The 21,866-nt window shown below is 28.7% G+C and carries 19 protein-coding genes; 15 read left to right on the top strand and 4 right to left on the bottom strand.

What is annotated here, in order from left to right:
• The 8 genes from RHP49_06870 (at position 1) to RHP49_06835 (ending at position 9,236) form a co-directional block, all read left to right on the top strand.
• A complete protein-coding gene (locus RHP49_06870) occupies positions 1–1,173 on the top strand; it encodes a hypothetical protein (protein ID WNH13972.1) in 1,173 nt (390 codons plus the stop codon).
• Positions 1,174–1,650: 477 nt separating this feature from the next.
• On the top strand, positions 1,651–2,361 hold the full coding sequence (locus tag RHP49_06865) for a glycosyltransferase family 2 protein (GenBank protein WNH13971.1): 711 nt from the start codon (positions 1,651–1,653) through the stop codon (positions 2,359–2,361).
• The gene (locus RHP49_06860; GenBank protein ID WNH13970.1) at positions 2,358–4,112 is read left to right on the top strand and encodes a hypothetical protein; all 1,755 of its coding nucleotides are present in this window, start codon (positions 2,358–2,360) and stop codon (positions 4,110–4,112) included. The genes RHP49_06865 and RHP49_06860 overlap by 4 nt, the downstream gene beginning before the upstream one ends.
• 11 nt (positions 4,113–4,123) lie before the next feature.
• Complete coding sequence (locus RHP49_06855) at positions 4,124–4,957, top strand: glycosyltransferase (protein ID WNH13969.1); 834 nt, start codon at positions 4,124–4,126, stop codon at positions 4,955–4,957.
• Positions 4,950–5,939, top strand: a complete 990-nt coding sequence (locus tag RHP49_06850; protein WNH13968.1) for an NAD(P)-dependent oxidoreductase — start codon at positions 4,950–4,952, stop codon at positions 5,937–5,939. Before RHP49_06855 ends, RHP49_06850 begins: the two co-directional genes overlap by 8 nt.
• A 165-nt stretch (positions 5,940–6,104) precedes the next feature.
• On the top strand, positions 6,105–7,091 hold the full coding sequence (locus tag RHP49_06845; protein WNH13967.1) for an SDR family oxidoreductase: 987 nt from the start codon (positions 6,105–6,107) through the stop codon (positions 7,089–7,091).
• A gap of 45 nt (positions 7,092–7,136) precedes the next feature.
• Positions 7,137–8,447, top strand: coding sequence for an undecaprenyl-phosphate glucose phosphotransferase (locus RHP49_06840; protein WNH13966.1), 1,311 nt, complete (start codon positions 7,137–7,139; stop codon positions 8,445–8,447).
• A 9-nt stretch (positions 8,448–8,456) separates the two neighbouring features.
• Positions 8,457–9,236: a glycosyltransferase family 2 protein gene (locus tag RHP49_06835; GenBank protein WNH13965.1), complete on the top strand. Its 780-nt coding sequence runs from the start codon at positions 8,457–8,459 to the stop codon at positions 9,234–9,236.
• Here RHP49_06835 and RHP49_06830 read toward each other — a convergent pair.
• On the bottom strand, positions 9,220–10,581 hold the full coding sequence (locus tag RHP49_06830; protein ID WNH13964.1) for a phenylacetate--CoA ligase family protein: 1,362 nt from the start codon (positions 10,579–10,581) through the stop codon (positions 9,220–9,222). The genes RHP49_06835 and RHP49_06830 overlap by 17 nt on opposite strands.
• Positions 10,582–10,660: 79 nt before the next feature.
• Between RHP49_06830 and purD the strand changes: the two genes are divergently transcribed.
• Positions 10,661–11,932, top strand: coding sequence for a phosphoribosylamine--glycine ligase (purD, locus tag RHP49_06825; protein ID WNH13963.1), 1,272 nt, complete (start codon positions 10,661–10,663; stop codon positions 11,930–11,932).
• Here purD and RHP49_06820 read toward each other — a convergent pair.
• Positions 11,927–12,154, bottom strand: a complete 228-nt coding sequence (locus RHP49_06820; GenBank protein WNH13962.1) for a uracil phosphoribosyltransferase — start codon at positions 12,152–12,154, stop codon at positions 11,927–11,929. The genes purD and RHP49_06820 overlap by 6 nt on opposite strands.
• A gap of 72 nt (positions 12,155–12,226) precedes the next feature.
• Between RHP49_06820 and RHP49_06815 the strand changes: the two genes are divergently transcribed.
• Positions 12,227–13,150, top strand: a complete 924-nt coding sequence (locus tag RHP49_06815; protein WNH13961.1) for a DUF6427 family protein — start codon at positions 12,227–12,229, stop codon at positions 13,148–13,150.
• On the opposite strand, the gene upp is transcribed toward RHP49_06815, so the two are convergent.
• Complete coding sequence (gene upp, locus RHP49_06810; protein WNH13960.1) at positions 13,139–13,798, bottom strand: uracil phosphoribosyltransferase; 660 nt, start codon at positions 13,796–13,798, stop codon at positions 13,139–13,141. The genes RHP49_06815 and upp overlap by 12 nt on opposite strands.
• Positions 13,799–13,872: 74 nt before the next feature.
• Here upp and RHP49_06805 point away from each other — a divergent pair, with 74 nt between their 5' ends.
• Together RHP49_06805 and RHP49_06800 are read left to right on the top strand one after the other, a co-directional pair.
• Positions 13,873–14,478: a DUF4254 domain-containing protein gene (locus tag RHP49_06805; GenBank protein WNH13959.1), complete on the top strand. Its 606-nt coding sequence runs from the start codon at positions 13,873–13,875 to the stop codon at positions 14,476–14,478.
• Positions 14,479–14,540: 62 nt separating this feature from the next.
• Positions 14,541–15,563: a glycosyltransferase family 9 protein gene (locus RHP49_06800; protein ID WNH13958.1), complete on the top strand. Its 1,023-nt coding sequence runs from the start codon at positions 14,541–14,543 to the stop codon at positions 15,561–15,563.
• Between the two features lie 87 nt (positions 15,564–15,650).
• On the opposite strand, the gene RHP49_06795 is transcribed toward RHP49_06800, so the two are convergent.
• Positions 15,651–16,706, bottom strand: a complete 1,056-nt coding sequence (locus tag RHP49_06795; GenBank protein WNH13957.1) for a ferredoxin--NADP reductase — start codon at positions 16,704–16,706, stop codon at positions 15,651–15,653.
• A 292-nt stretch (positions 16,707–16,998) separates the two neighbouring features.
• Between RHP49_06795 and RHP49_06790 the strand changes: the two genes are divergently transcribed.
• From RHP49_06790 to RHP49_06780, 3 genes are all read left to right on the top strand, one after another.
• Positions 16,999–18,477 carry a DUF5687 family protein gene (locus tag RHP49_06790; GenBank protein ID WNH13956.1) on the top strand — a complete coding sequence of 493 codons (1,479 nt, stop codon included), beginning with the start codon at positions 16,999–17,001 and terminating at the stop codon, positions 18,475–18,477.
• A gap of 11 nt (positions 18,478–18,488) precedes the next feature.
• Entirely contained in the window at positions 18,489–19,184 is a 696-nt protein-coding gene (locus RHP49_06785) for an ABC transporter ATP-binding protein (GenBank protein ID WNH13955.1), read from the top strand.
• A 117-nt stretch (positions 19,185–19,301) separates the two neighbouring features.
• The gene (locus RHP49_06780) at positions 19,302–21,866 is read left to right on the top strand and encodes a tetratricopeptide repeat protein (GenBank protein ID WNH13954.1); all 2,565 of its coding nucleotides are present in this window, start codon (positions 19,302–19,304) and stop codon (positions 21,864–21,866) included.

Raw genomic sequence — 21,866 nt, 5'->3', positions numbered from 1 at the left:
ATGTTAAAATTTTTCAAGAACCCATTTTATATTTACTTAGTTAGTTTTGGTTTAGTGTTTTTGTTGTACTTATTAGGATGGTCTTCTGCATTCCCGAAGCTCTCATTTGGGGCCTATGCGTTTTTTAGTTTAACGTTTATTTTGTATTTAATTTTTGGATTAATTACAGAAAAAGCATCAATAATCGGGTATAAAAAAATCGTTATAAAGAAAGGGTTTACTATAAAAAAAGGACTTATAGTTGTTTTTTTTGTTTTGGGTATTGAAATTTTATTCGAAGGCAATTCTCCCTTGTTTTATTTATTATTTGGAGGTAAAGAAATTGATTATAAGGATTTTGGAATAAAGGTAATTCATGTTTTTTTTGTTTCCTTTACTTCTTTTCTTATTGTCTATAGTTTTCATACTTTAATATCTAATAAAGGAAGAAAGAATTTAGTATATTTTATTTTAACACTTTTACCAGGAATTATAATATTAAATCGAGGAATGATAATGATAGGATTATTCTCTTGTTTTTTTGTCTTCATTTTATCTTTGAATTATATGATTAAATTAAAGCAAATCCTTTTACTTGTTATGATTTTTCTTGGAGTTTTATATGTTTTTGGGTACTTAGGTAATCTACGGTCTGCAAATGGAGACTCAAATTATATTCCTTTAAAGAGTGGGGCAACAGAAAGTTTTATGGATTCACCTATACCTAAGGAATTTTACTGGACTTATTTATATGGAGCATCTCCAGTTGCTAATTTTCAAAATACCATAAATAAAACAGAGACTGTAGATTACAATATAATTTCTTTAATAGTTCAAGAATGTTTACCAGATTTTATATCGAAGAGAATAGTTAGTGTTTTTAATATGGAAGAAAAGCAAATCATTCGAATAAGAGATTGGTTAACTGTTGGAGGTGTTTATAGTAAATCTTACGCACATGCTAAATGGATTGGACCAATAATTTTATCATTTTACGGAGTGTTTTTCTTGTTAATCATGATGATGCTAGTCCCCAAAAGAAGTAATTTTCATGTTACTCAAATTGCTATTCTATTGGCTATGATGTTTTTTAACACCTTTTCAAATATGTTTGTTTTTTCTGGAATAGTTTTGCAATTAGTTTATCCGATTTTTTTTAGATTTTTTGAAAACAAAAGAATTGTACTAAAGTGAATAACTGATGTTACGAATAAAAAGATTAAATTTCGGGTTTGAATGTTGTAATAATTTTACTATATGTTTATATAGTGTTTTTCAGATTTTCAGGAGATTATATAATAAAATCATCCGTTTTTTGTCAGAAAAGGTTACTACATAAAAACAGTTGTATAAAGCCAAACTTTTGAAACACGGGGTTATTATCTGGAACAGGTTTTAATTATTAAGAATTCGATAGAATTAAATTGTTTAATTATCAGGCATTATGTTCCTTGTATTGATGAAAGTGAAAAGTGTATAGATTTTGTTTCTATATTTTTAGGAAATATGTTTTGTATGAACCTATAGAAGATTGGAAATCTAAAATTAGTATGTATTGAATCAGAAGATTTTGTTTGTAGATTTAAAGAAAGCTAGGTGATAGCTAAATGAGTTTTCAATTCATAAGAGTAATTTTAACAATGTAAGCATAGTATTAGTAAAAAATTAAATATGATTTCAGTTTGCATCGCTACATATAATGGAGAGAAATATATAAAGGAACAGTTGGATTCTATTTTAACACAAATTGATTTAAATGATGAGGTTGTAATTTCAGATGATAGCTCAACGGATAAAACAATTGAGATTATAGAAAAATATAATGATTCAAGAATTAAAATATATAAAAACAATAAATTCAGAAATCCTATATATAATTTTGAAAACACCTTAATTAAATGTTCTGGAGACATTATTTTTTTGTCTGATCAAGATGATATTTGGCCTGAAAATAAAGTTGTTGATTATATGGGTAAATTGAAGGAATATGATGTTGTTTTTTCAAATGTTAATCTTTTTAAGAAGGATGTTAATAAAACAAAAGAATTGTTTGTTTTGGAAAACAATAATAAAGGACTCGTTAAAAACATTCTAAAAAATCATTGCATTGGTGCTACTATGGCGTTTAAAAAAGAATTACTAGGAATGGTCCTTCCTTTTCCTAAATACATCCCTATGCATGATATATGGATATATTCTTTAGGATCTATTTTTGGAAAAACGTTTTATTTTAATAAACCCTATTTATACTATAGAAGACACGGTAATAATGTTACGAATACTGGGGTGAAAACGACAAATAGTTTGTTTGTTATTATGAAAAACAGGCTTTTGCTTTTATTTGTTGTATTTATGAGAGTAATAAAAATATGTTTAAAATGAATTTTTGCACTAAAATTTATTTAAATATCCTGTTATCATTATTTCTAGGAATTCTTTTTTGTACGGTTTTCAAATATAGTCTTGCAAAAGAATCAAAAGTTTTAAAAATTGAAATTGATAGTGATGTACTTGTTGGGAATAATTTTGTTAAAGTTTATTATGACAAAGGAAATTCTTTTAATGAAGAAGATATTGCTTTGGCAAGCTCTAGGACTTTTTCAAATGATAAAAACAAACAAGTTTTACTTTTTAAATTAGGGAGTGATAAAAAAATACTAAAAAAATTAAGATTAGATTTCGAGAACTTTAATGAAAAGGAAGAAATTAAAATTCTCAGTTTATCTTTACTAAATAATGATAATAGTGAAGTGTTTTTATTAAGTAACGATGATGTCTATAGAAAAATAAGTGGAATTCCAAATGGGCTTTCAATTTCTAAGAATAAATTAACGGTTTTAGGAAGTGATAATTTGGATCCATTTATAGTTTATAATATTTTGGATTGTACTAATTTCTACTTTTATTTAACTTTAATATTAGTTTTTAGTATCAATGTGTTCTTTTTTAGATCAATACTAAATTGGTTTAAATTGAATTTGAAAGACGGATATTATGGACAATTAATAGTTACATTATTTTTTGGAGTCCTTTTTTTAAAAATTGCTTGGGTTACATTTATTTTGCTAATATTGACTTTATATTCAGTAATCTCATTTTTGTTGGATAAGCAAAAAAGAATAATCCTTAAACTATGGTATTTAATTTATATTTTAATATTTATTATTTATTTATTTTTCGGTAAAGTTTCTAAGTTTGAGGATTTATCGATACCAATAATTTTTGTTTTAGTTTCGATTGTATTTTTGTTTAGAACTTTTCATATTGATATTGATAAATTGCAGAAGGACGTCGTTGTAATTTATACAGTTTTAATGTCGGTAATAATTATAACTGGAATTTTATTTTTATTAAATTATGGAGAATTTTACGATATTGATTATCTTAATTATTTCGTTGACGATAATATAAAACTGTTTAATCAGAAAGTTTTTTTCTGGATTAAATATTCTCATTCATTATTTATTTCTAGTTTCTTTTTTTGTGGATTCTTTTTTTGTGTGAAGCAATATCAAAATAAACAAATTGGCAAGTCTTTATATTTGAGCTATTTTATTTTTACATTAATTTCTATTTTATTGCTTGGATCAAGAATGATGTTCTTTATCTTTGTTCTTTTTTGTTTTGTTTTCTTTGTTGTAAAATCGTTTAAAATAAGGAGTTTTAGTTTGGTTGTTTTGTGGATGATTACCTTGTCTTTTTTGTTTTTTAACATTTGTAAAATAGATCAAAATAGATGCCGATTATGGAAGATGTCATATAATGCAATAGAAGAGAATACGTCAGGTTTCGGGATAAATTCTAATGTAAATGTTTTAAAGGAAAGAAAACACTTATTAGGCAGTATGTTTACTGAACTACCAAAAGAAAACCATTCCCACAATCAATTTTTGACAGACATTATAGAATTAGGAATTATAGGTTTTATATTAAAATTTTTATTGTGGACGGTTTTAGGGTATTATCTTTTTAGGTTTTCTGAGGAAACGTACTTTTATATTTATATAATGTTTTTGTATATAATGATTATCGAATCCCCTTTTCAAACAGCAACACCAAGTAATTTTTATGTTTTTATTTTTTATCTATCTTTAATAAGAGAAAAAAAAGTAATTAATAATCAATTAATTTAAGCCCAATATTTATGTTGTTTAATTTGACAATTTCAGTAGTTCTTTTTCAAACGGATAAATTCGAAATAGAATCAGTTGTTAAAACTGTTTTTGGTTCTCCATTAAAAATAAAACTATATTTTATTGATAATTCCCCTACCAATATTTTAAAAGAAGTAATTTCAGTAAATGAAAATGTTGAATATATACATACCGGAAAAAATATTGGTTTTGGTTCTGCTCATAATGTAGCAATTAATATAGCAAATAAAATTTCAGAATTTCATTTAATTTTAAATGCGGATGTGATTTTTGAGGCTGATATTTTGGAAAAGATGTATTTGTTTATGAAGGAGAATAAAGAAGTTGGTTTGCTTGCTCCAAAAATTTTGAACCCTGATGGAAGTATTCAATATTCAGCAAAGTTATTACCTACTCCCGTTAATTTAATTGTAAGGCGATTTCTTCCAATTAAAAGTGTTCAAAATTATTTCAATTATTTGTATGAAATTAAATTTTTTAATTTTGATAGAATAATTAACATTCCATACGTTATGGGTTGTTTTATGTTTATCAATTGTAAAGTATTTGAACAAGTACAAGGTTTTGATGAGCGATTCTTTATGTATCCAGAAGATATAGATTTAACAAGAAGAATCCATAAGAATTTCAAAACCTTATATTACCCTAAACTAACCATTATTCATAAACACGGTAGAGGGTCTTACTCAAATTATAAATTATTATATTATCATGTTACTTCAATGATAAAATATTTTAATAAATGGGGATGGTTTTTTGATAAAGAAAGAAGAGAAATTAACAAGAAAATATTATCACAATTTGAAGAAGGAAAGAATGAATAAAATAGCGATATTATTTGGAGGGTCAGGTTATATAGGAACAAATCTCATTAAACACTTTATTTCTTTAAATAGGTTTGATAAATATATCATAGCTGATATTAAAAAACCTAAAGAAATTTTTCAGAACAATAAAGTTAGTTTTGTTAATGTTGATGTTAGAGAAGACATAAATATTGGTCTAGAGCCTTTTGAAAAGGGGGAGTCATGGATCTTTAATTTAGCAGCAATTCATCGAGAGCCAGGGCATGATTATAAAGAATATTTTGATACCAACGTACCAGGTGCTAAAAACATAAATGATTTTGCAAGAATTTCAGGACTGCAAAATATGTTTTTCACAAGTAGTATTGCTCCGTATGGAAAATCATTAGAACAAAGAACTGAAAAGTCGATGATTTATCCAGAAACAGCATACGGAATATCTAAGGCTCTTGCAGAAAAGATTCATCAGAAATGGTTATCCGAAAACACAGAAAGAAGACTAGTAATAGTCAGACCTAGTGTTATATTTGGGCCAAAGGATCCTGGAAATGTTTATCGAATGATTAGAGCTCTTAAAAAGGGCAGTTTTATTCTGCCAAATGGAGGAGATATTATCAAAGGTTATGGGTATGTTTATGGCTTAGTTGAAAGTATATTATTTACGATGGATAAAAAAGAGAATTTAATTGTATATAATTATGCAGAAAGTGAATTGATTCCTCTAAAAGAAATGGTTTCAATTGTAAAAAAAGAACTAAATTACAATAGACCTACTGTCAAAATGGGTGTTAATGTTCTTGCTTTCATTGCCTTTTTTATTCAAATTGGCTCTAAATTATTTGGATTTAAATCTGATATTCACCCAACAAGGGTTAAAAAAGCAGGGTTTCCTACTAATATAAAGTCTCAATATTTGATCGATAATGGGTTTGTATTTCGCTACAATTTTTTGAATGCCTTAAGACATTGGAAGGAGCTTGCACCTGAAGATTTTAATTAAATTTCCTTAATGAAAGCATCAGTAATAGAAACAGATAGCGTAGACCAATGGAGCACATTTAGCAGAAACTGAAAATGAAGTTCTATGTATATATGTTTTAAAGAAGGTTTTCTTAATTACTCAACATTTATTATAAGGAAGGTATATAACTAATAAAAGATAAGTTTGAAAAGAGTTTTAATAACCGGAGCAGCAGGATTTTTAGGTTCGCATTTATGCGATCGCTTTATAAATGAAGGATTTCATGTTATAGGCATGGATAACTTTATTACGGGTGATAAAAAAAATATAGCACATTTAAATAACCATCCTAATTTTGAATTCATAGAGCATGATGTTACTGAGTTCATAAAAATTGAAGGAGATTTAGATTATATTTTACACTTTGCATCACCAGCTAGCCCAATAGATTACCTTAAAATACCTATTCAGACCTTAAAAGTAGGGTCTTTAGGTACCCATAATTTATTAGGCTTAGCAAAAGATAAAAACGCTAGAATATTGATTGCTTCAACATCCGAAGTTTACGGAGATCCCTTAGTACACCCACAAACTGAAGATTATTACGGTAACGTAAATACGATTGGACCACGAGGTGTTTATGATGAAGCAAAGCGTTTTCAGGAATCTATCACTATGGCGTATCACAGGTTTCATGGTTTAGAGACACGTATTGTTCGAATATTTAATACTTATGGTCCTCGAATGCGACTTAATGATGGACGTGTTATCCCAGCTTTTATGGGGCAAGCATTACGAGGGGAAGATTTAACAATATTTGGAGATGGATCTCAAACAAGGTCTTTTTGTTATGTTGACGATCAAGTAGAGGGTATTTATCGTTTATTGTTTAGTGATTATGCTTATCCGGTAAATATTGGAAATCCACATGAAATTTCAATAAAAGAATTTGCTGAAGAAATAATGAAACTCACGGCGACACATCAAAAAGTAGTTTATAAAGATTTACCTGTTGATGATCCTATGCAAAGGCAACCAGATATTAGTTTGGCAAAAAAAGTATTAAATTGGCAGCCTAATATTGGAAGGGAAGAAGGTATGAAACTCACTTTTGAATATTTTAAAACCTTATCTCAAGATGAGTTATATAAAAGCGAGCATAAAAATTTTAATAAGCATATAAAAAAATAATTGAATACGTTTAAACAAGGTAGATACTCGGGGTTTTTAAAACCAATGTCATACTTAATTGATTTAAGTGTCATAATTGGTGCTATTTTTTTATTTCAGATTAATTTAAATAACACCTACATATTTATCTTATATGTATCTATATTTTGGATAATTATTGCCTTTAAAAATCAGTTTTATGAGGTACAACGTTACACCAAGATAATCCAAATAGTTACATTATTATTGAGTCAAACGTTTTTTTTCTTTATTACTTTATATGCTTTTATTGGGTTTTTTAAACAACCAAATATTAGCAGGTTAGCTTTGGTTAATTATCTTATTACTGTTTTTGCATTAGTTACATTTTTTAAATTTTTATTCTTTTTTATTTTAAAGAAATACAGAGCTGCATTAGGAGGGAATTTAAGAGATGTCGTAGTAATAGGAGATACTGAAAAGACCAGACAACTCATAAAAATTTTTAAAACAGAACTTCATTTTGGGTACAAGTTTAAAAAACAATTTCGAGTTCAAGATGATAACTTTTCATTACAAACATGTTTCAATTATATTATAGAAAATAATATTAACGAGATATATTTTTCTATTGCAGAATTAACAAACAAACAAACGAATAGGTTAATTGATTTTGCCGATAATAACTTAAGAGAGTTAAAATTTATACCAGATAATAAAGATATTTATTCCAAAAAACTTAAGTATGAATATTATAATTATATTCCAATTCTATCAATAAGATCAATACCAATTCAAGATCCAATTAATAAAGTAACAAAAAGACTTTTTGATATTTTGTTTTCGTCAGCTATTATCGTTTTTTTACTATCATGGTTAACACCTATTTTGGCAATATTGATTAAACTAGAAAGTAAAGGACCTGTGTTTTTTAAACAAACACGAAATGGTTTTAACTATAATGAATTTGATTGTTATAAATTTAGATCTATGACTCCTAATGAAGATGCTAATTTACAACAAGCAACCAAAGGAGATATGCGTATTACAAGAGTTGGTAGATTTATACGTAAAACCAGTATTGATGAATTACCTCAGTTTTTTAATGTGTTTTTTGGGGATATGTCTGTAGTTGGACCAAGACCTCATATGGTAAGACATACAAATTTATTTGCTGAAAAAATAGATAAATTTATGGTACGCCATTTTGTTAAACCTGGTATTACTGGATTGGCTCAAATTAGTGGATTTAGAGGTGAGGTGGAAACAGATAAAGATATTATTAACCGAGTAAAGTATGATATTTTTTATATTGAAAATTGGTCCTTGTTATTAGATTTAAAAATTATTTTTCAAACTTTTTTAAATGCTTTAAAAGGAGAAGAAAAAGCATATTAAATAACTTAAATGCAATCTTTAGTTTCTATTATAACACCCATGTTTAATTCTGAAGCTTTTATTTCAGAAACTATAAGCAGTGTTCTAAATCAATCCTATAAAAATTGGGAGTTAATACTAATCGATGATAATTCGAAGGATGCAACACTTTCAATAGTTCAAGAATTTATTAAAATCCATCCAAATATAAAACTTCTTAAAAACGAAAGTAATTTAGGAGCAGCCATATCTAGAAATAAAGGCATTGATTCTGCAAAAGGCGATTATATTGCTTTTTTAGATGCTGACGATTTATGGAAACCAGAAAAACTAGAAATCCAAATAGCATGTATGCAAACTGAAAATTGCGATGTGTGTTTTTCTAGTTATCAATTAATAAATGAAAAGGGAGAAGCTTTAAATAAAAAAGTAAAAGCAATACCTCAATTAGCATACAGTAAGCTTTTAAAAAGCAATTACATTGGTAATTTAACTGGAATATACAACGCGAAAGTATTAGGCAAAATAAAGACGCCTGATTTACGTAAACGACAAGATTGGTTATTATGGTTATCAGCTATTAAAAAGTCTGGTAAAAGGGCTCAGGGCATGAAGGAATCGTTGGCTTATTATCGAGTTCGAGATAATTCAATGTCTTCAAACAAATTGAATTTAATTAAATATAATTATTGGGTTTATAAAAAAGGTTTGGGGTTTTCTACATTAAAATCTGTGTATTGTATGCTTGTATTTTTAAAAGAGCATTTTTTTGTAAAATCAAAACAAACAATTTCTATAAATAAGATTTAAACTGTTTTAGTTTTCCACTTTTAGAGCGTTCTAATATTTGTTTTCTTTCAAAAAGAACCGTTAAGTTCGGTTCTAAATATTTAGAAATAGCACCTTTTATTGCATTTAAATTCTTTTCAGTAAGAAACTTATGGCTTACATAACTAATTTTAAACGTATCAAGTTTTAGCTGTTCTATAATAAACTCTTTTACGTTTCCATCATCTTCAATAATGGTTTTAGTAACATAGTAAAAAGTTAATCCAGCAGCTTTTTTACCGCTGGGTAAAACAACGATATCATTCGTTCTTCCAATTAATTTTTCAAGGATGGGTTTTTGAGGTGTACTCATTTTAGATAAAGTTCCAAGATCCCCCAAATCATATCTAATAAACGGATGTGCTTTATTGTAAAGCGATGTTATAACAACCCGACCTTCTTCGCCATATGGCAAAGGATTGTTCTTTTCATCTAAAATTTCAATAAATAAATCTTCATTATTAATCAGCCATTCTTTTTTTTTATTTTGAAAAGCAATCAAACCCAATTCGGCAGCGCCATATTCGTTAATAATTGGAATTCCTAGTTGGTTTTCTAAAAGTGTTTCATTTTTTTTAAAAAGCATTTCAGAAGTTACAATACAAGCTTTAAGCGACGGACAAATAGTTTTAAGAACGATATTTTTACGTTCTAAATATTTAGCAAATTGAACAATAGAATTGGTATAACCATTAATATAATCGAAACGAGTCGATTTAAATTTTTTGAGATTCTTTTCAAGTTGCGCATCACTTAAATCGAAAACTGAAAACCGAAAACGCTTACTTAAAACGTCTTTAAAACGCTCTTTATAATAGTGCTTTTTGTTTAATGGAATGCCGTAAAATCGCGCTTGTTTAGAGGTGTTAAAATCTAAATTGTACCAAGTATATTTGTCAATAAAACAAGCCCAAGTTAAAGCGTGACAAAATTTGTCTTTTGCAAAAATAAATGGGTCACCAGAAGAACCAGATGTTTTGTTTATATAAACATTTTTTGTTGTAAATCCATCTGAAAGTCTTTGTTGCAAAGGTTGTTGTAAATCGTGTTTGGTCATTACGGGAATACTATTCCAATCTTGTGCATTGATGTTTTTCGCAAAAGCGTTGTAAAACGTATTGTGTTTCAAGTGATACGTAACAATGTCAAGTTTTTTAGCTTCAGTATAAGTTGTAAAATCAACTTCCTTTTTATTTTGGATAGTTTTCAAAAAACGTTTAGCTTCATCTATTGGGAAGCCTTTAATTTTTAAAGAAAAATCGAATAAATTCAAGCTAAAGTATAATTTTTGTAAAGTAAATAAAAAATATTCGTGAATTGGTGGCATTAATTTTATTTTTGCAATCGTATAAAACCATAATTTGCCATTCCCGATTAAAACGGGAATCTAATAAAAAACAATCAAAATGAATATTTTAATTCTTGGTTCTGGCGGAAGAGAACATACTTTTGCATGGAAAATTGCTCAAAGTCCATTATCTAATCAATTATTTGTAGCACCTGGAAATTCAGGAACTGCAGAAATAGCGACCAATGTAAATATTGGAGTAACCGATTTTGATGCTATTAAAACATTAGTTTTAAAAGAAAATATTGATATGGTTGTTGTTGGTCCCGAAGATCCTTTAGTACAGGGTGTTCACGACTATTTTTTAAATGATGATGCCATTAAACATGTTTCTGTTATTGGTCCGCAAAAGGCAGCAGCCGAATTAGAAGGCAGTAAAGAATTTGCCAAAGAATTTTTATATCGCCATAATATCCCAACGGCAGCTTATGAGAGTTTTACGAAAGAAACTGTTGAGAAAGGATATGACTTTTTAGAAACATTAAAAGCGCCTTATGTGTTAAAAGCAGATGGATTAGCAGCAGGAAAAGGGGTTGTTATTTTAAATGATTTAGAAGAAGCTAAATCGGAATTAAAAAGCATGTTGGTTGATGCTAAATTTGGTGAAGCAAGTACTAAGGTTGTTATTGAAGAGTTTTTAGATGGAATTGAATTAAGTTGTTTTGTATTAACGGATGGTGAAAACTACAAAATTTTACCAACAGCTAAAGATTACAAACGTATCGGTGAAGGCGATACAGGATTAAATACGGGTGGTATGGGAGCTGTTTCTCCAGTGCCATTTGCTACCGATGAATTTTTAAATAAAATTGAAGAACGCATTGTAAAACCAACGATTAGTGGTTTTAAAAAAGATAACTTGCCGTATGTGGGTTTTGTTTTTATCGGACTTATAAAAGTTGGAGACGACCCTAAAGTTATTGAATATAATGTTAGAATGGGCGATCCAGAAACTGAGGTTGTTTTACCAAGGCTTAAAAATGATTTTGTTGAAATTCTACAGGCTATGGCTCATGGAACATTAGATAAAATTAATATTGAAATTGATGAGCGTGCTGCAACAACTATCATGTTAGTGTCAGGAGGTTATCCTGAAGCATACGAAAAAGGAAAAGAAATAACTGGTATTGATGCCATTGAAGATTCATTACCTTTTCATGCTGGAGCGCAATTAAAAGAAGGCAAAGTGGTTACTTCTGGAGGACGCGTTATGGCTATTACATCTTATGGAAATACGTATCAAGAAGCCATAAAAAAATCTTATCAAAATATAGAAAAACTACATTTTGATAAGATGAATTATCGTAAAGATATCGGATTCGATTTATAAAAATGAATGCGAAGAAATACTTTTATCTTCTTCGTTATTATCATTAAATATTTTTAATTGTAGCATCCAGTAAACCATAGCTACAAATCCAATAATGATAAAAATCCATGACAATGTATTTGCTAAAAACCAGTTTTCTAGTTCTAATGCTCTTAAGGCATCATAAGGAGCAAAAAGTACATTAACAAATAAATCTTGTATCGCGTAAAAGAAATCTTTCATGTGTTTGATATGTTATTTTCTAACCGGTTATATAGTTAGTATATTTACGAGACAAAAATACAAAAACCGTTAATGATTACAAGTATTTTTAGTAAATCTAGACCAATAAATTTTATCATTGTCTTTTTTATTGTCCTTATTGCTTTTATAACAGCAAGAATAGAATTAATAAAAGGGTCAATTACCATGGTGTTTGTTTTTAAACAACTGGTTTTATTTGGTGTTTGTTATGCCTCTATATTGCTGCTTAATTTTATTGTTAGTAAAAACAATTTGTCTAATAAAAACAACTACGAAATTCTTTTATTTAGTTTGTTTTTACTGGCTATTACAAGCTCTACCAGTCATGTAAATGTTATTTTTTCTAACTTTTTTGTCATGTTAGGTTTACGTAGAATAATAAGTCTGCGTTCTCAAATAAATGTTAAAAAGAAGTTGTTTGATGCTGCTTTTTGGATTGCTATTGCAGCCTTATTTTATTTTTGGGCTATTCTGTTTTTTGTTATAATTCTTATATCATTGTTATTATATTCTGAAACTAAAATAAACCATTGGATTATTCCTTTTACAGGTGTGATAACTGTTTTTCTTATAACTATTGGTACTTCAATTATTTTAAATGATAATTTTTTCGAATTATTTAAAAGCTTTCCAGAAGTAAGTTATGATTTAAGTAGTTACAATTCAACTCAATACTTAGTTGCCATCACATTGCTTTTATCTTTTGGAATTTGGTCGTCACTATTTTATATAAAGAGTATCAAACAAAAAAAGAAAGCCTTTAGAGCTTCTTTTAATACGATTCTTTTTGCTGGTGTAATCGCGTTAGTGATTATCATATTAGCACCTAAAAAAGATGGAAGCGAATTTTTATTTGCATTTGCACCATTATCAATAATTATTACAAATTATATTGAGATTATTGAAGAAAAATGGTTTAAAGAAGTGTTTCTTTCTGTTTTAATTTTAGTGCCTTTTATTTTGTTATTTTTGTAGTTTTTCGCCAAAAGATAAATCGCCTGCATCACCAAGTCCTGGTATTATATAACCTTTATCATTAAGCTTTTCGTCAATAGCAGCAATCCATAAATTTGTTTTACTATCAAAGTGTTTTTCAACAAAATCAATACCTTCTTGTGCTCCAATAACACTAACTAAGTGGATTTCTTTTGGTGTTCCAAAAGGTTTTAAAGCTTCAAAAGTGGTGACCATAGACTGACCAGTAGCCAACATGGGGTCTGCTAAAATAAGTGTTTTGTTTTCTAAATTTGGGCATGCTAAATATTCTACAATAATTTCAAAACTTTTTAGATTTTCTTTGTGATGTCTGTAGGCAGAAATAAAACCATTTTCGGCAGTATCAAAATAATTGAGTAATCCATTATGTAGTGGCACACCTGCTCTTAAAACAGAACATAAAACGATGTTATTCTCTATCAAATTAATGTCGCAATGTCCCAAAGGAGTTTCAATTGTGTCTGTTTTGTAATTTAATGTTTTACTCATTTCATAACCTAGGACTTCACCTATACGCTCAATATTCCTTCTGAATCGCATGCTGTCTTTTTGGATATTTACGTTTCTAATTTCAGAAATAAAGGTGTTTAAAACCGAGTTTTTTTCAGAAATATTATGAATATTCATAGCGTCTATATTGATTATTTAGAATAGTAAAGTTAATTAAATAGACTTATATTTACACTTTAAAATAATACATTATGTTTACAAGTATAGCTAACAAAATATTTCAAGACGTTATTGAGAAATATCATATTATTAATACCGTTGATCAACCATTTGAAAATCCTTATTCTGAAAGTGATTTAATAGAACATTTATTATATAGAAAATGTTGGATTGATACGGTACAATGGCATTATGAAGATATTATTCGCGATCCACAAATTGATCCTGTTGCTGCTTTAACTTTAAAACGTCAAATAGATGCTTCTAATCAGGATAGAACAGATATGGTTGAATATATTGACAGCTATTTTCTTGAGAAATATAAAAATGTAACTGTTAAAGAAGATGCTACAATTAATACCGAAAGTCCTGCTTGGGGCGTTGATAGATTATCAATTTTAGCGTTGAAAGTATATCACATGAATGAAGAAGCAACTCGCATTGATGCTTCAGAAGCGCATAAAGCTGCTTGCCAAAAAAAATTAGATATTTTACTAGAACAGCGTGTCGATTTATCTACTGCTATTGATACATTATTGACCGATATTGAAAAGGGAGATAAATACATGAAAGTGTATAAGCAAATGAAAATGTATAATGACGACGAGCTTAATCCTGTTCTAAGAGAGCAAAAATAATTAATCAGTTAAAAACTGAATTTTATTTTGGCTAAGACTGTTATATTTACAGTAAAAAATTGATGTCGAAACCAAAAAAAAACATCTTAGTTATTCGGCTTTCAGCAATGGGTGATGTCGCCATGACAGTACCTGTTTTAAATGGGTTATGCCAAAAATATCCAGATATAAAAATCACTGTTTTAACACGTGCTTTTTTTGTTCCTTTTTTTAGAGATTTACCAAACGCTACTGTTTTTTCTGCAGATGTTAAAGGAAAACACAAAGGTACTTTTGGACTTTATAAACTTGCTAGAGAGTTAAATAAAGCAAATGAATTTTATGCGATTGCAGATTTACATAATGTATTAAGGAGTCAAATTTTAAGAAAACTTATAAATAGTAAACGACTTGTTTCAATAGATAAAGGTAGAAAAGAAAAAAAGGCATTAGTATCTGGAAGTATATTTAAGCAACTTAAAACCACTCACGAGCGATATGCTGATGTTTTTAAGGTTTTAGGATTTCCTGTAGATTTATCAAATCCTGTTTTTCCTAATAAATCAGACTTATCAAAAAAACTTCAAACGCTATTAGGATCAGATTCAAAAAAAATGATTGGGATAGCACCCTTTGCTGCTCATGAAGGAAAAATGTATCCAGTAGATTTAATGCGTGACGTTATAGCATCACTTTCAAAAGACTATAAAATTATTTTATTTGGTGGCGGACAAAAGGAAATAGATATTTTAAATAATTTTGAAAACGATTTTAATAATGTCATTAATATTGCAGGAAAGCTTTCAATAGATGAAGAATTAGATGTTATTTCTAATTTAGATGTGATGCTCTCTATGGATTCTGGAAACGCCCATATGGCTGCTATGTTAGGCATAAAAACAATTACTATTTGGGGTGTAACGCATCCGTATGCGGGATTTGCGCCTTTTAATCAACCAGATGAGTATGCGTTATTGGCAGATAGAAATCAGTTTCCAAAAATTCCAACTTCAGTTTACGGTAATAAATATCCAGAAAATTATAGAGAAGCTTCTAGAAGTATATCTCCTAAAAGCATTGTAGATAAGATTAAAGACATATTATAGAATTGACTTGTCATTCCTGCTCAGGCAGGAATCCATTTTAATAATCTATTTCAATTTAAGAGATTCCTGTTTTAACAGAAACAACATTTAAACATCATCAAAATCAACAGTAATAGTTGGTGTGGTTGGATGTGCTTGACAAGTAAGAATCAAACCTTCGGCAACTTCATTTTCGGTTAAAATATTATTTTGACGCATCGTAGCTTCACCTTCTTTTATACGCGCTAAACAACTACTGCAAATACCACCTTGACAAGAATAAGGCGCATCAATATCTTCATCTAAGGCAGCTTCAAGTATGGTTTGCTTTTGTGCCATTTCAAAAGTTGTAGTTTCATCATCAACAGTAATGGTGATTTGGGTATTACCTGTTGCAACCGTTTTTTCTTCAACTTCAGCTGGTTTGGCGGCTTTAAAAAGCTCAAAATGAATACGTTCTTCGTCAATACCATGATCTGTTAATACATTTTTTACAGTATGTATCATGGCTTCTGGTCCACAAAGGTAAAAAGCATCAACTTCAATATGTTTATATTCATTTTTTACGACATAATTAACAGTGCTTTTTTCAATACGACCAAAAATAGCATTGTCCTCATCTTGTTGGCTAAATACAAATTGAACAGAGAATCTATCTTTGTATTGATGCTGAAGTTCTAAAAGTTCATTTAAAAACATCGTATCTTCAGTTGTTTTATTGCCGTAAACTAAAATAACTTTGCTATGAACTTCTTCTTCTAAAGCACATTTTATAATACTTAAAACGGGTGTAATGCCACTACCAGCAGTAAATGCTGCTATATTTTTAGTTTTAGAATCGTTAGGTGTAAAAATAAAACGACCTTTTGGCGGTGCTACTTCTAAAATATCACCAACTTTTAATGTTTTATTGGCGTAAGATGAAAAAGTGCCTTCAGCTACTTCTTTTACAGCTACTTTTAAATCGCCACTTTTTGGCGACGAGCATAAAGAATAATCACGTCTCACTTCATGACCATCAATATTTGTTTTTAAAGTAATGTATTGACCTGCTTTAAAGGCAAAAGTGTCTTTTAAGTTTTCTGGAAGATTAAACGTAATACTAATAGCTTGATTAGTTTCTCTTTTAATATCTTTAATTGATAGTTTGTAAAATGATGACATGTGAAAAATTTTTACAAAAATAGTGAAGTAGATTTGTAAAATTAAATTTTGTATGTAACAATTAAACTAAAAAACTTACTAACTCATAGAATTAGATATTTAACTAAATTAAATCAGCAAATTCAAAAAACCTATACTAGTATGTGTGCTAATGGTAGCTTTATAGAATACTGATTTAAGAATAAAATTATCTAAAAAATATTAGGTGTTACTCAAAAAGCTATGATGTTTGGTTAATTTAGGAGCATGAAAATACAAACAATTACTCAAAAAAGTATAATTAACGAGCATTATGGTAAAGCAATTTTTAAGACTAGAGTGGAAAGCTTTTTTTAGGTCTGCTAGCTTTGGAAAAAGTTTAGGTATAAAAATATTGATGGGCTTTTTTGCGCTTTATTTTATGGTCATGTTTTTATTCATAGGGTTTTTTATGGATAAAATTTTAAAAGAAGTTTATCCTAATTTAGATCCACTTGTCGCTTTTAGCAGTTTCATATTCTTTTGGGTTTTAGGAGATTTGATAATTCGTTTTTTTTTCCAAAAACTTCCAGTTATGAGTGTTAAGCCCTTGCTCATACTTCCTGTAAGACGGAAATCTATTGTTAATTATGTGCTGGGGAAATCGGTATTGTCATTTATTAATTTCTTGCCTTTATTTGCAGTTGTTCCTTTTTGTATCAAGCTTATTTATAGTGGTTATGATGTTATAACCGTTTTGGTTTGGTTAGTGACTATTATAATTTTAATCCTAATTAATAACTTTCTTAATTTTATTATTGAAAGTAAATCTGTGGAAACCGAATTATCATTTTTACCAATTATACTTCTAGTAGGAGGGCTTTATAGTTTAAATTATTTTGAAATTATAAATATTTCTGATGCGCTTTCAAAAGGGATTATTTCAATTTGTGAAAATCCTGTATTTATATTAGTACCAACTTTAATATTGATATTGCTTTATGCTTATAACTTTAAGATTTTAAAACAAAAACTTTTTTTAGATAGTGGATTAAAAACTAAAATAAAAGCAGTTAATGCATCAAACTTAGATTGGACAAAAAACTTTGGAGAGATTGCGCCCTTTATGCAATTAGATTTAAAATTAATTTGGCGTAATAAACGCACCAAGTCTTCTGTTTTTATGTTAGCCATAGGCTTGTTGTATGGTTTGTTCTTTTATCCGCAACCCACTTATCAAAATATGCCATGGTTTTTTGTTTTTATAGGTGTTTTTTCAACAGGTATTTTTCTAATAAATTTTGGGCAGTTTATTCCTGCATGGGATAGCGGTTATTATAAGTTACTTATGAGTCAGAATATTAAATATGAACAATATTTAAAATCAAAATTCACATTAATGGCACTAAGTGTTGTTATTTTATTTGTACTCGGAATTCCATACGTTTATTTTGGATGGAAAATTTTATTAGCACATTTTGCGGCAGCTATTTATAACATAGGTGTTAATTCGCATGTCATGTTGTATGGTGGTTCTTTTAATAGAAAAAAGATTGATTTAAGTCAAAAAGCTGCATTTAATTATCAGGGTACTGGTGCTGTACAGTGGTTAATAGGGATTCCTTTGTTAATCATACCAATGGGATTATTTGCATTGTTTTATTTTTTAATTAGTTTCGAAATTGCCTGCTTAGTATTAACAGTTCTAGGTGTTATTGGCATTGTGTTTCATCAAAAATTAATGAAAAATATTACCACAAAGTATTTAAAATCAAAATATAAAATGATTGATGCATTCAATCAAAATAATTAAAAAATGTAATCATGATAACCACATATAACTTATCAAAAAAATATAACGGAAACCTAGTTCTTAATATAGAATCATTAGAAATTCCTAAAGGGCAAAGTTTTGGTTTAGTTGGCAATAATGGTGCAGGAAAAACAACTTATTTTAGTTTGTTGCTTGATTTAATTCAGCCTACAACAGGTTTTATAAAAAGTAATGATATACAAGTAAATAAAAGTGAAAACTGGAAACCGTTTACTTCTGCTTTTATTGATGAAAGCTTTTTAATTGGTTATTTAACTGCCGAAGAGTATTTTTATTTCATAGGAGATTTACGCAACCAAAATAAAGCCGATGTTGATACCTTATTAGCACAATTTCAAGATTTTTTTCACGATGAAATTTTAGGGCAAAAAAAATATTTACGAGATTTGAGTAAAGGAAACCAAAAGAAAGTGGGCATTGTAGCGACTTTAATAGGTAATCCTGAGGTTATTGTTTTAGATGAGCCTTTTGCGAATTTAGATCCAACAACTCAAATTCGTTTAAAAGTGATTATTAGAGATTTGGCTCAAAAACAAGGTGTAACGGTTTTAATTTCTAGCCACGATTTAATGCATGTTACAGATGTTTGCGAACGTATTGTGGTGCTTGAAAAAGGCGAAATTGTAAAAGACTTAGAAACAAGTGAAGTGACTTTAAAGGAGTTAGAAGCGCATTTTGCAAGTTAACAGTTTTTTAAAAGAAACTTTATTTTATAGGTTAATTAAAAAAGATGCTTATTTTTACGTCTATATATAATAATAGCAAGAGTTTATAGTTATTATTTAGACTAAAAAATACCAGCATTGAAAACACCTATTAAAGCCTTATTTTTTATTGTATGTTCTATATTTCTGTTAGTAAGTTGTTCTAGAAAAAAGGATAAATTTATTAACCGAAATTTTCATGCTGTTACGGCAGAATTTAATACCCTTTATAACGGCTATAATGCATTAGAGGAAGGTAGAAATACGCTTAACGACAGCTATTTTGACAACTATTGGGATGTATTACCTATAGAGCGTATGCAAATAGTTGATGAGGTTATACTTCCTGGTCAATCTAAAAACGAAAATTTCACTAAAGCTGAAGAAAAGGCAGTAAAAACGATTCAGAAGCATAGTATGAATATAGACGGGAAAGAGAAAAACCCGCAAATTGATGAAGCGTATTTACTTTTAGGAAAATCGAGATATTTCGATCAGCGTTTTGTTCCAGCTTTAGAAGCTTTTAATTACATTTTATATAAGTATCCTGCTAGTGATAAGATAAATCAAGCTAAAATTTGGCGTGAAAAAACCAATATTCGGTTAGATAATGATGAGTTGGCTATTAAAAATTTAAAGCGCTTATTGTTTCAAGAGGAACTGGAAAATCAAGATTTAGCAGACGCAACGTCTATGTTAGCTCAGGCTTATTTAAACACCAAGTCTGTAGATAGTGCAATTACACAATTAGAAATAGCATCAAATGCCACGAAAAGTAATGATGAGCGTGGTCGTTATCGCTTTATTCAGGGGCAATTATATAATCAGTTAGGAAAAAAGGATAGTGCAAATATCGCTTTTGAAAGTGTTATTGAGCTAAATAGAAAAACGCCAAGAATCTACATGATTTGTGCGTATTTAGAAAAAATTAAAAATTTCGATTACGAAAACGGTAATAAATTAGAGCTTGTAGAGTTACTTGAAGAATTAGAAGAAAACAGAGAAAACCGTCCGTTTTTAGATAAAATTTATCATCAAATAGGTGAGTATCATTTAACCAACCAATCAGATTCTTTGGCGGTTGTATATTATAATAAATCGTTGCGAACAGATTCTAGAGACAAGCAGCTTAAAGCTAGAAATTACGAAACTCTTGGCGATATGAATTTTGATAAATCTATTTATAGTATTGCTGGTCAATATTATGATAGTACTCTAACTAATTTGGTTCTTAATTCAAAACCATACCGAGTTATAAAAAAGAAGCGGGATAATTTAGAAGATGTTATTTACTATGAGGCTATTGCCAAGGTAAACGATAGTATTTTAAATTTGGTTAATTTGTCTGAAGCAGAGCGACTGACTTATTTTGAGTCTTTTATTGAAAATCTTAAAATTAAAGCCGAAGAAGAAAAAGAAAAGGCAGAAGCTGCCGAACGAAACAAAGGGTTAGCAACGGTAAACAATACTATAGGTCAAGTAAATAGAGGTATTCCTGGATTGCCCAATCAAGCTGCAACATTTTATTTTTATAACCCAACAACCGTTGCTTATGGTAAAAATGAGTTTGTAAAAATATGGGGAGATAGAACATTAAGTGATGACTGGAGATGGTCTAGTAAAGGACAATCAATAACAATAGGAGGAGGCGTTTCAAATAATGATATTGCCGCATCGGCAACTGAAGATGAAATATTCGATCCGCAATTTTATATTTCTAAAATTCCTTCTGAAGAAAAAGAAATAGATAGTATTTCTAAAGATCGTAATTATGCTTATTATCAATTAGGGTTAATTTACAAAGAGAAATTTAAAGAATACAAACTGGCAAAAGATAAGTTTCAAGATTTATTAAGTAGTAATCCAGAAGAGCGATTAATATTGCCTTCTAAATATAACTTATACAAAATTTATGAGCTGTTAGCTGAAAACGATGAAGCTTCTATAGCAAAAAATGAAATAATAAATGATTATCCAGAATCGCGTTATGCCTTTATTTTAAAGAATCCTGAATTGGTTTCAGAAAAAGACGAAAATAGTCCTGAAAGCTTATATGAAGCATTATATATTCAACATCAAAATCAGGAATACAAAGATGTTATTTCTAAAAGTGAAGATTATATTAATAGGTTTGACGGTGAGGCTATTGTATCTAAATTAGAACTTTTAAAAGCTACTGCAACGGGACGACTTTATGGGTATGAACCTTATAAAAAAGCAATTAATTACTTAGCGGTTACTTATGCAAATACTCCTGAGGGTAAGCGTGCACAAGATTTAGAAAGTAATGTATTGCCAAAATTAGCGAGTACAGAATTTGTAGAAGTAAATGATAGTATTGTTAGTAATTACAAGGTGGTATTTCAATTTAAAAATCCAGAGAAGGAGCAACTTTTGGCTTTTCAAAAAGATTTAGATACCGTTTTAAAGAGTATTAAGTATTATAAATTAAAATCATCTATAGATGTTTATAGTCCAGAGGTATCCTTTGTAATTGTTCATGGTTTAAAAAATGCACAAATTGCACAAACATTCGATCAGTTATTAACAAAAGAAAATAAGAAAAAGATAAAAGAGCCTTATTTTGCAGTATCATCTGCAAATTATCAAATCATTCAAATTCATAAAAATTTGGAGGCTTATTTAAATAGAGATAATAACTAA

The organism is Flavobacteriaceae bacterium HL-DH10 (assembly GCA_031826515.1).
Taxonomy (GTDB): Bacteria; Bacteroidota; Bacteroidia; order Flavobacteriales; family Flavobacteriaceae; genus Thalassobellus; species Thalassobellus suaedae.
The sequence above is the reverse complement of the archived record's forward strand: the minus strand, read 5'-3'. Positions and strand labels throughout refer to the sequence as shown.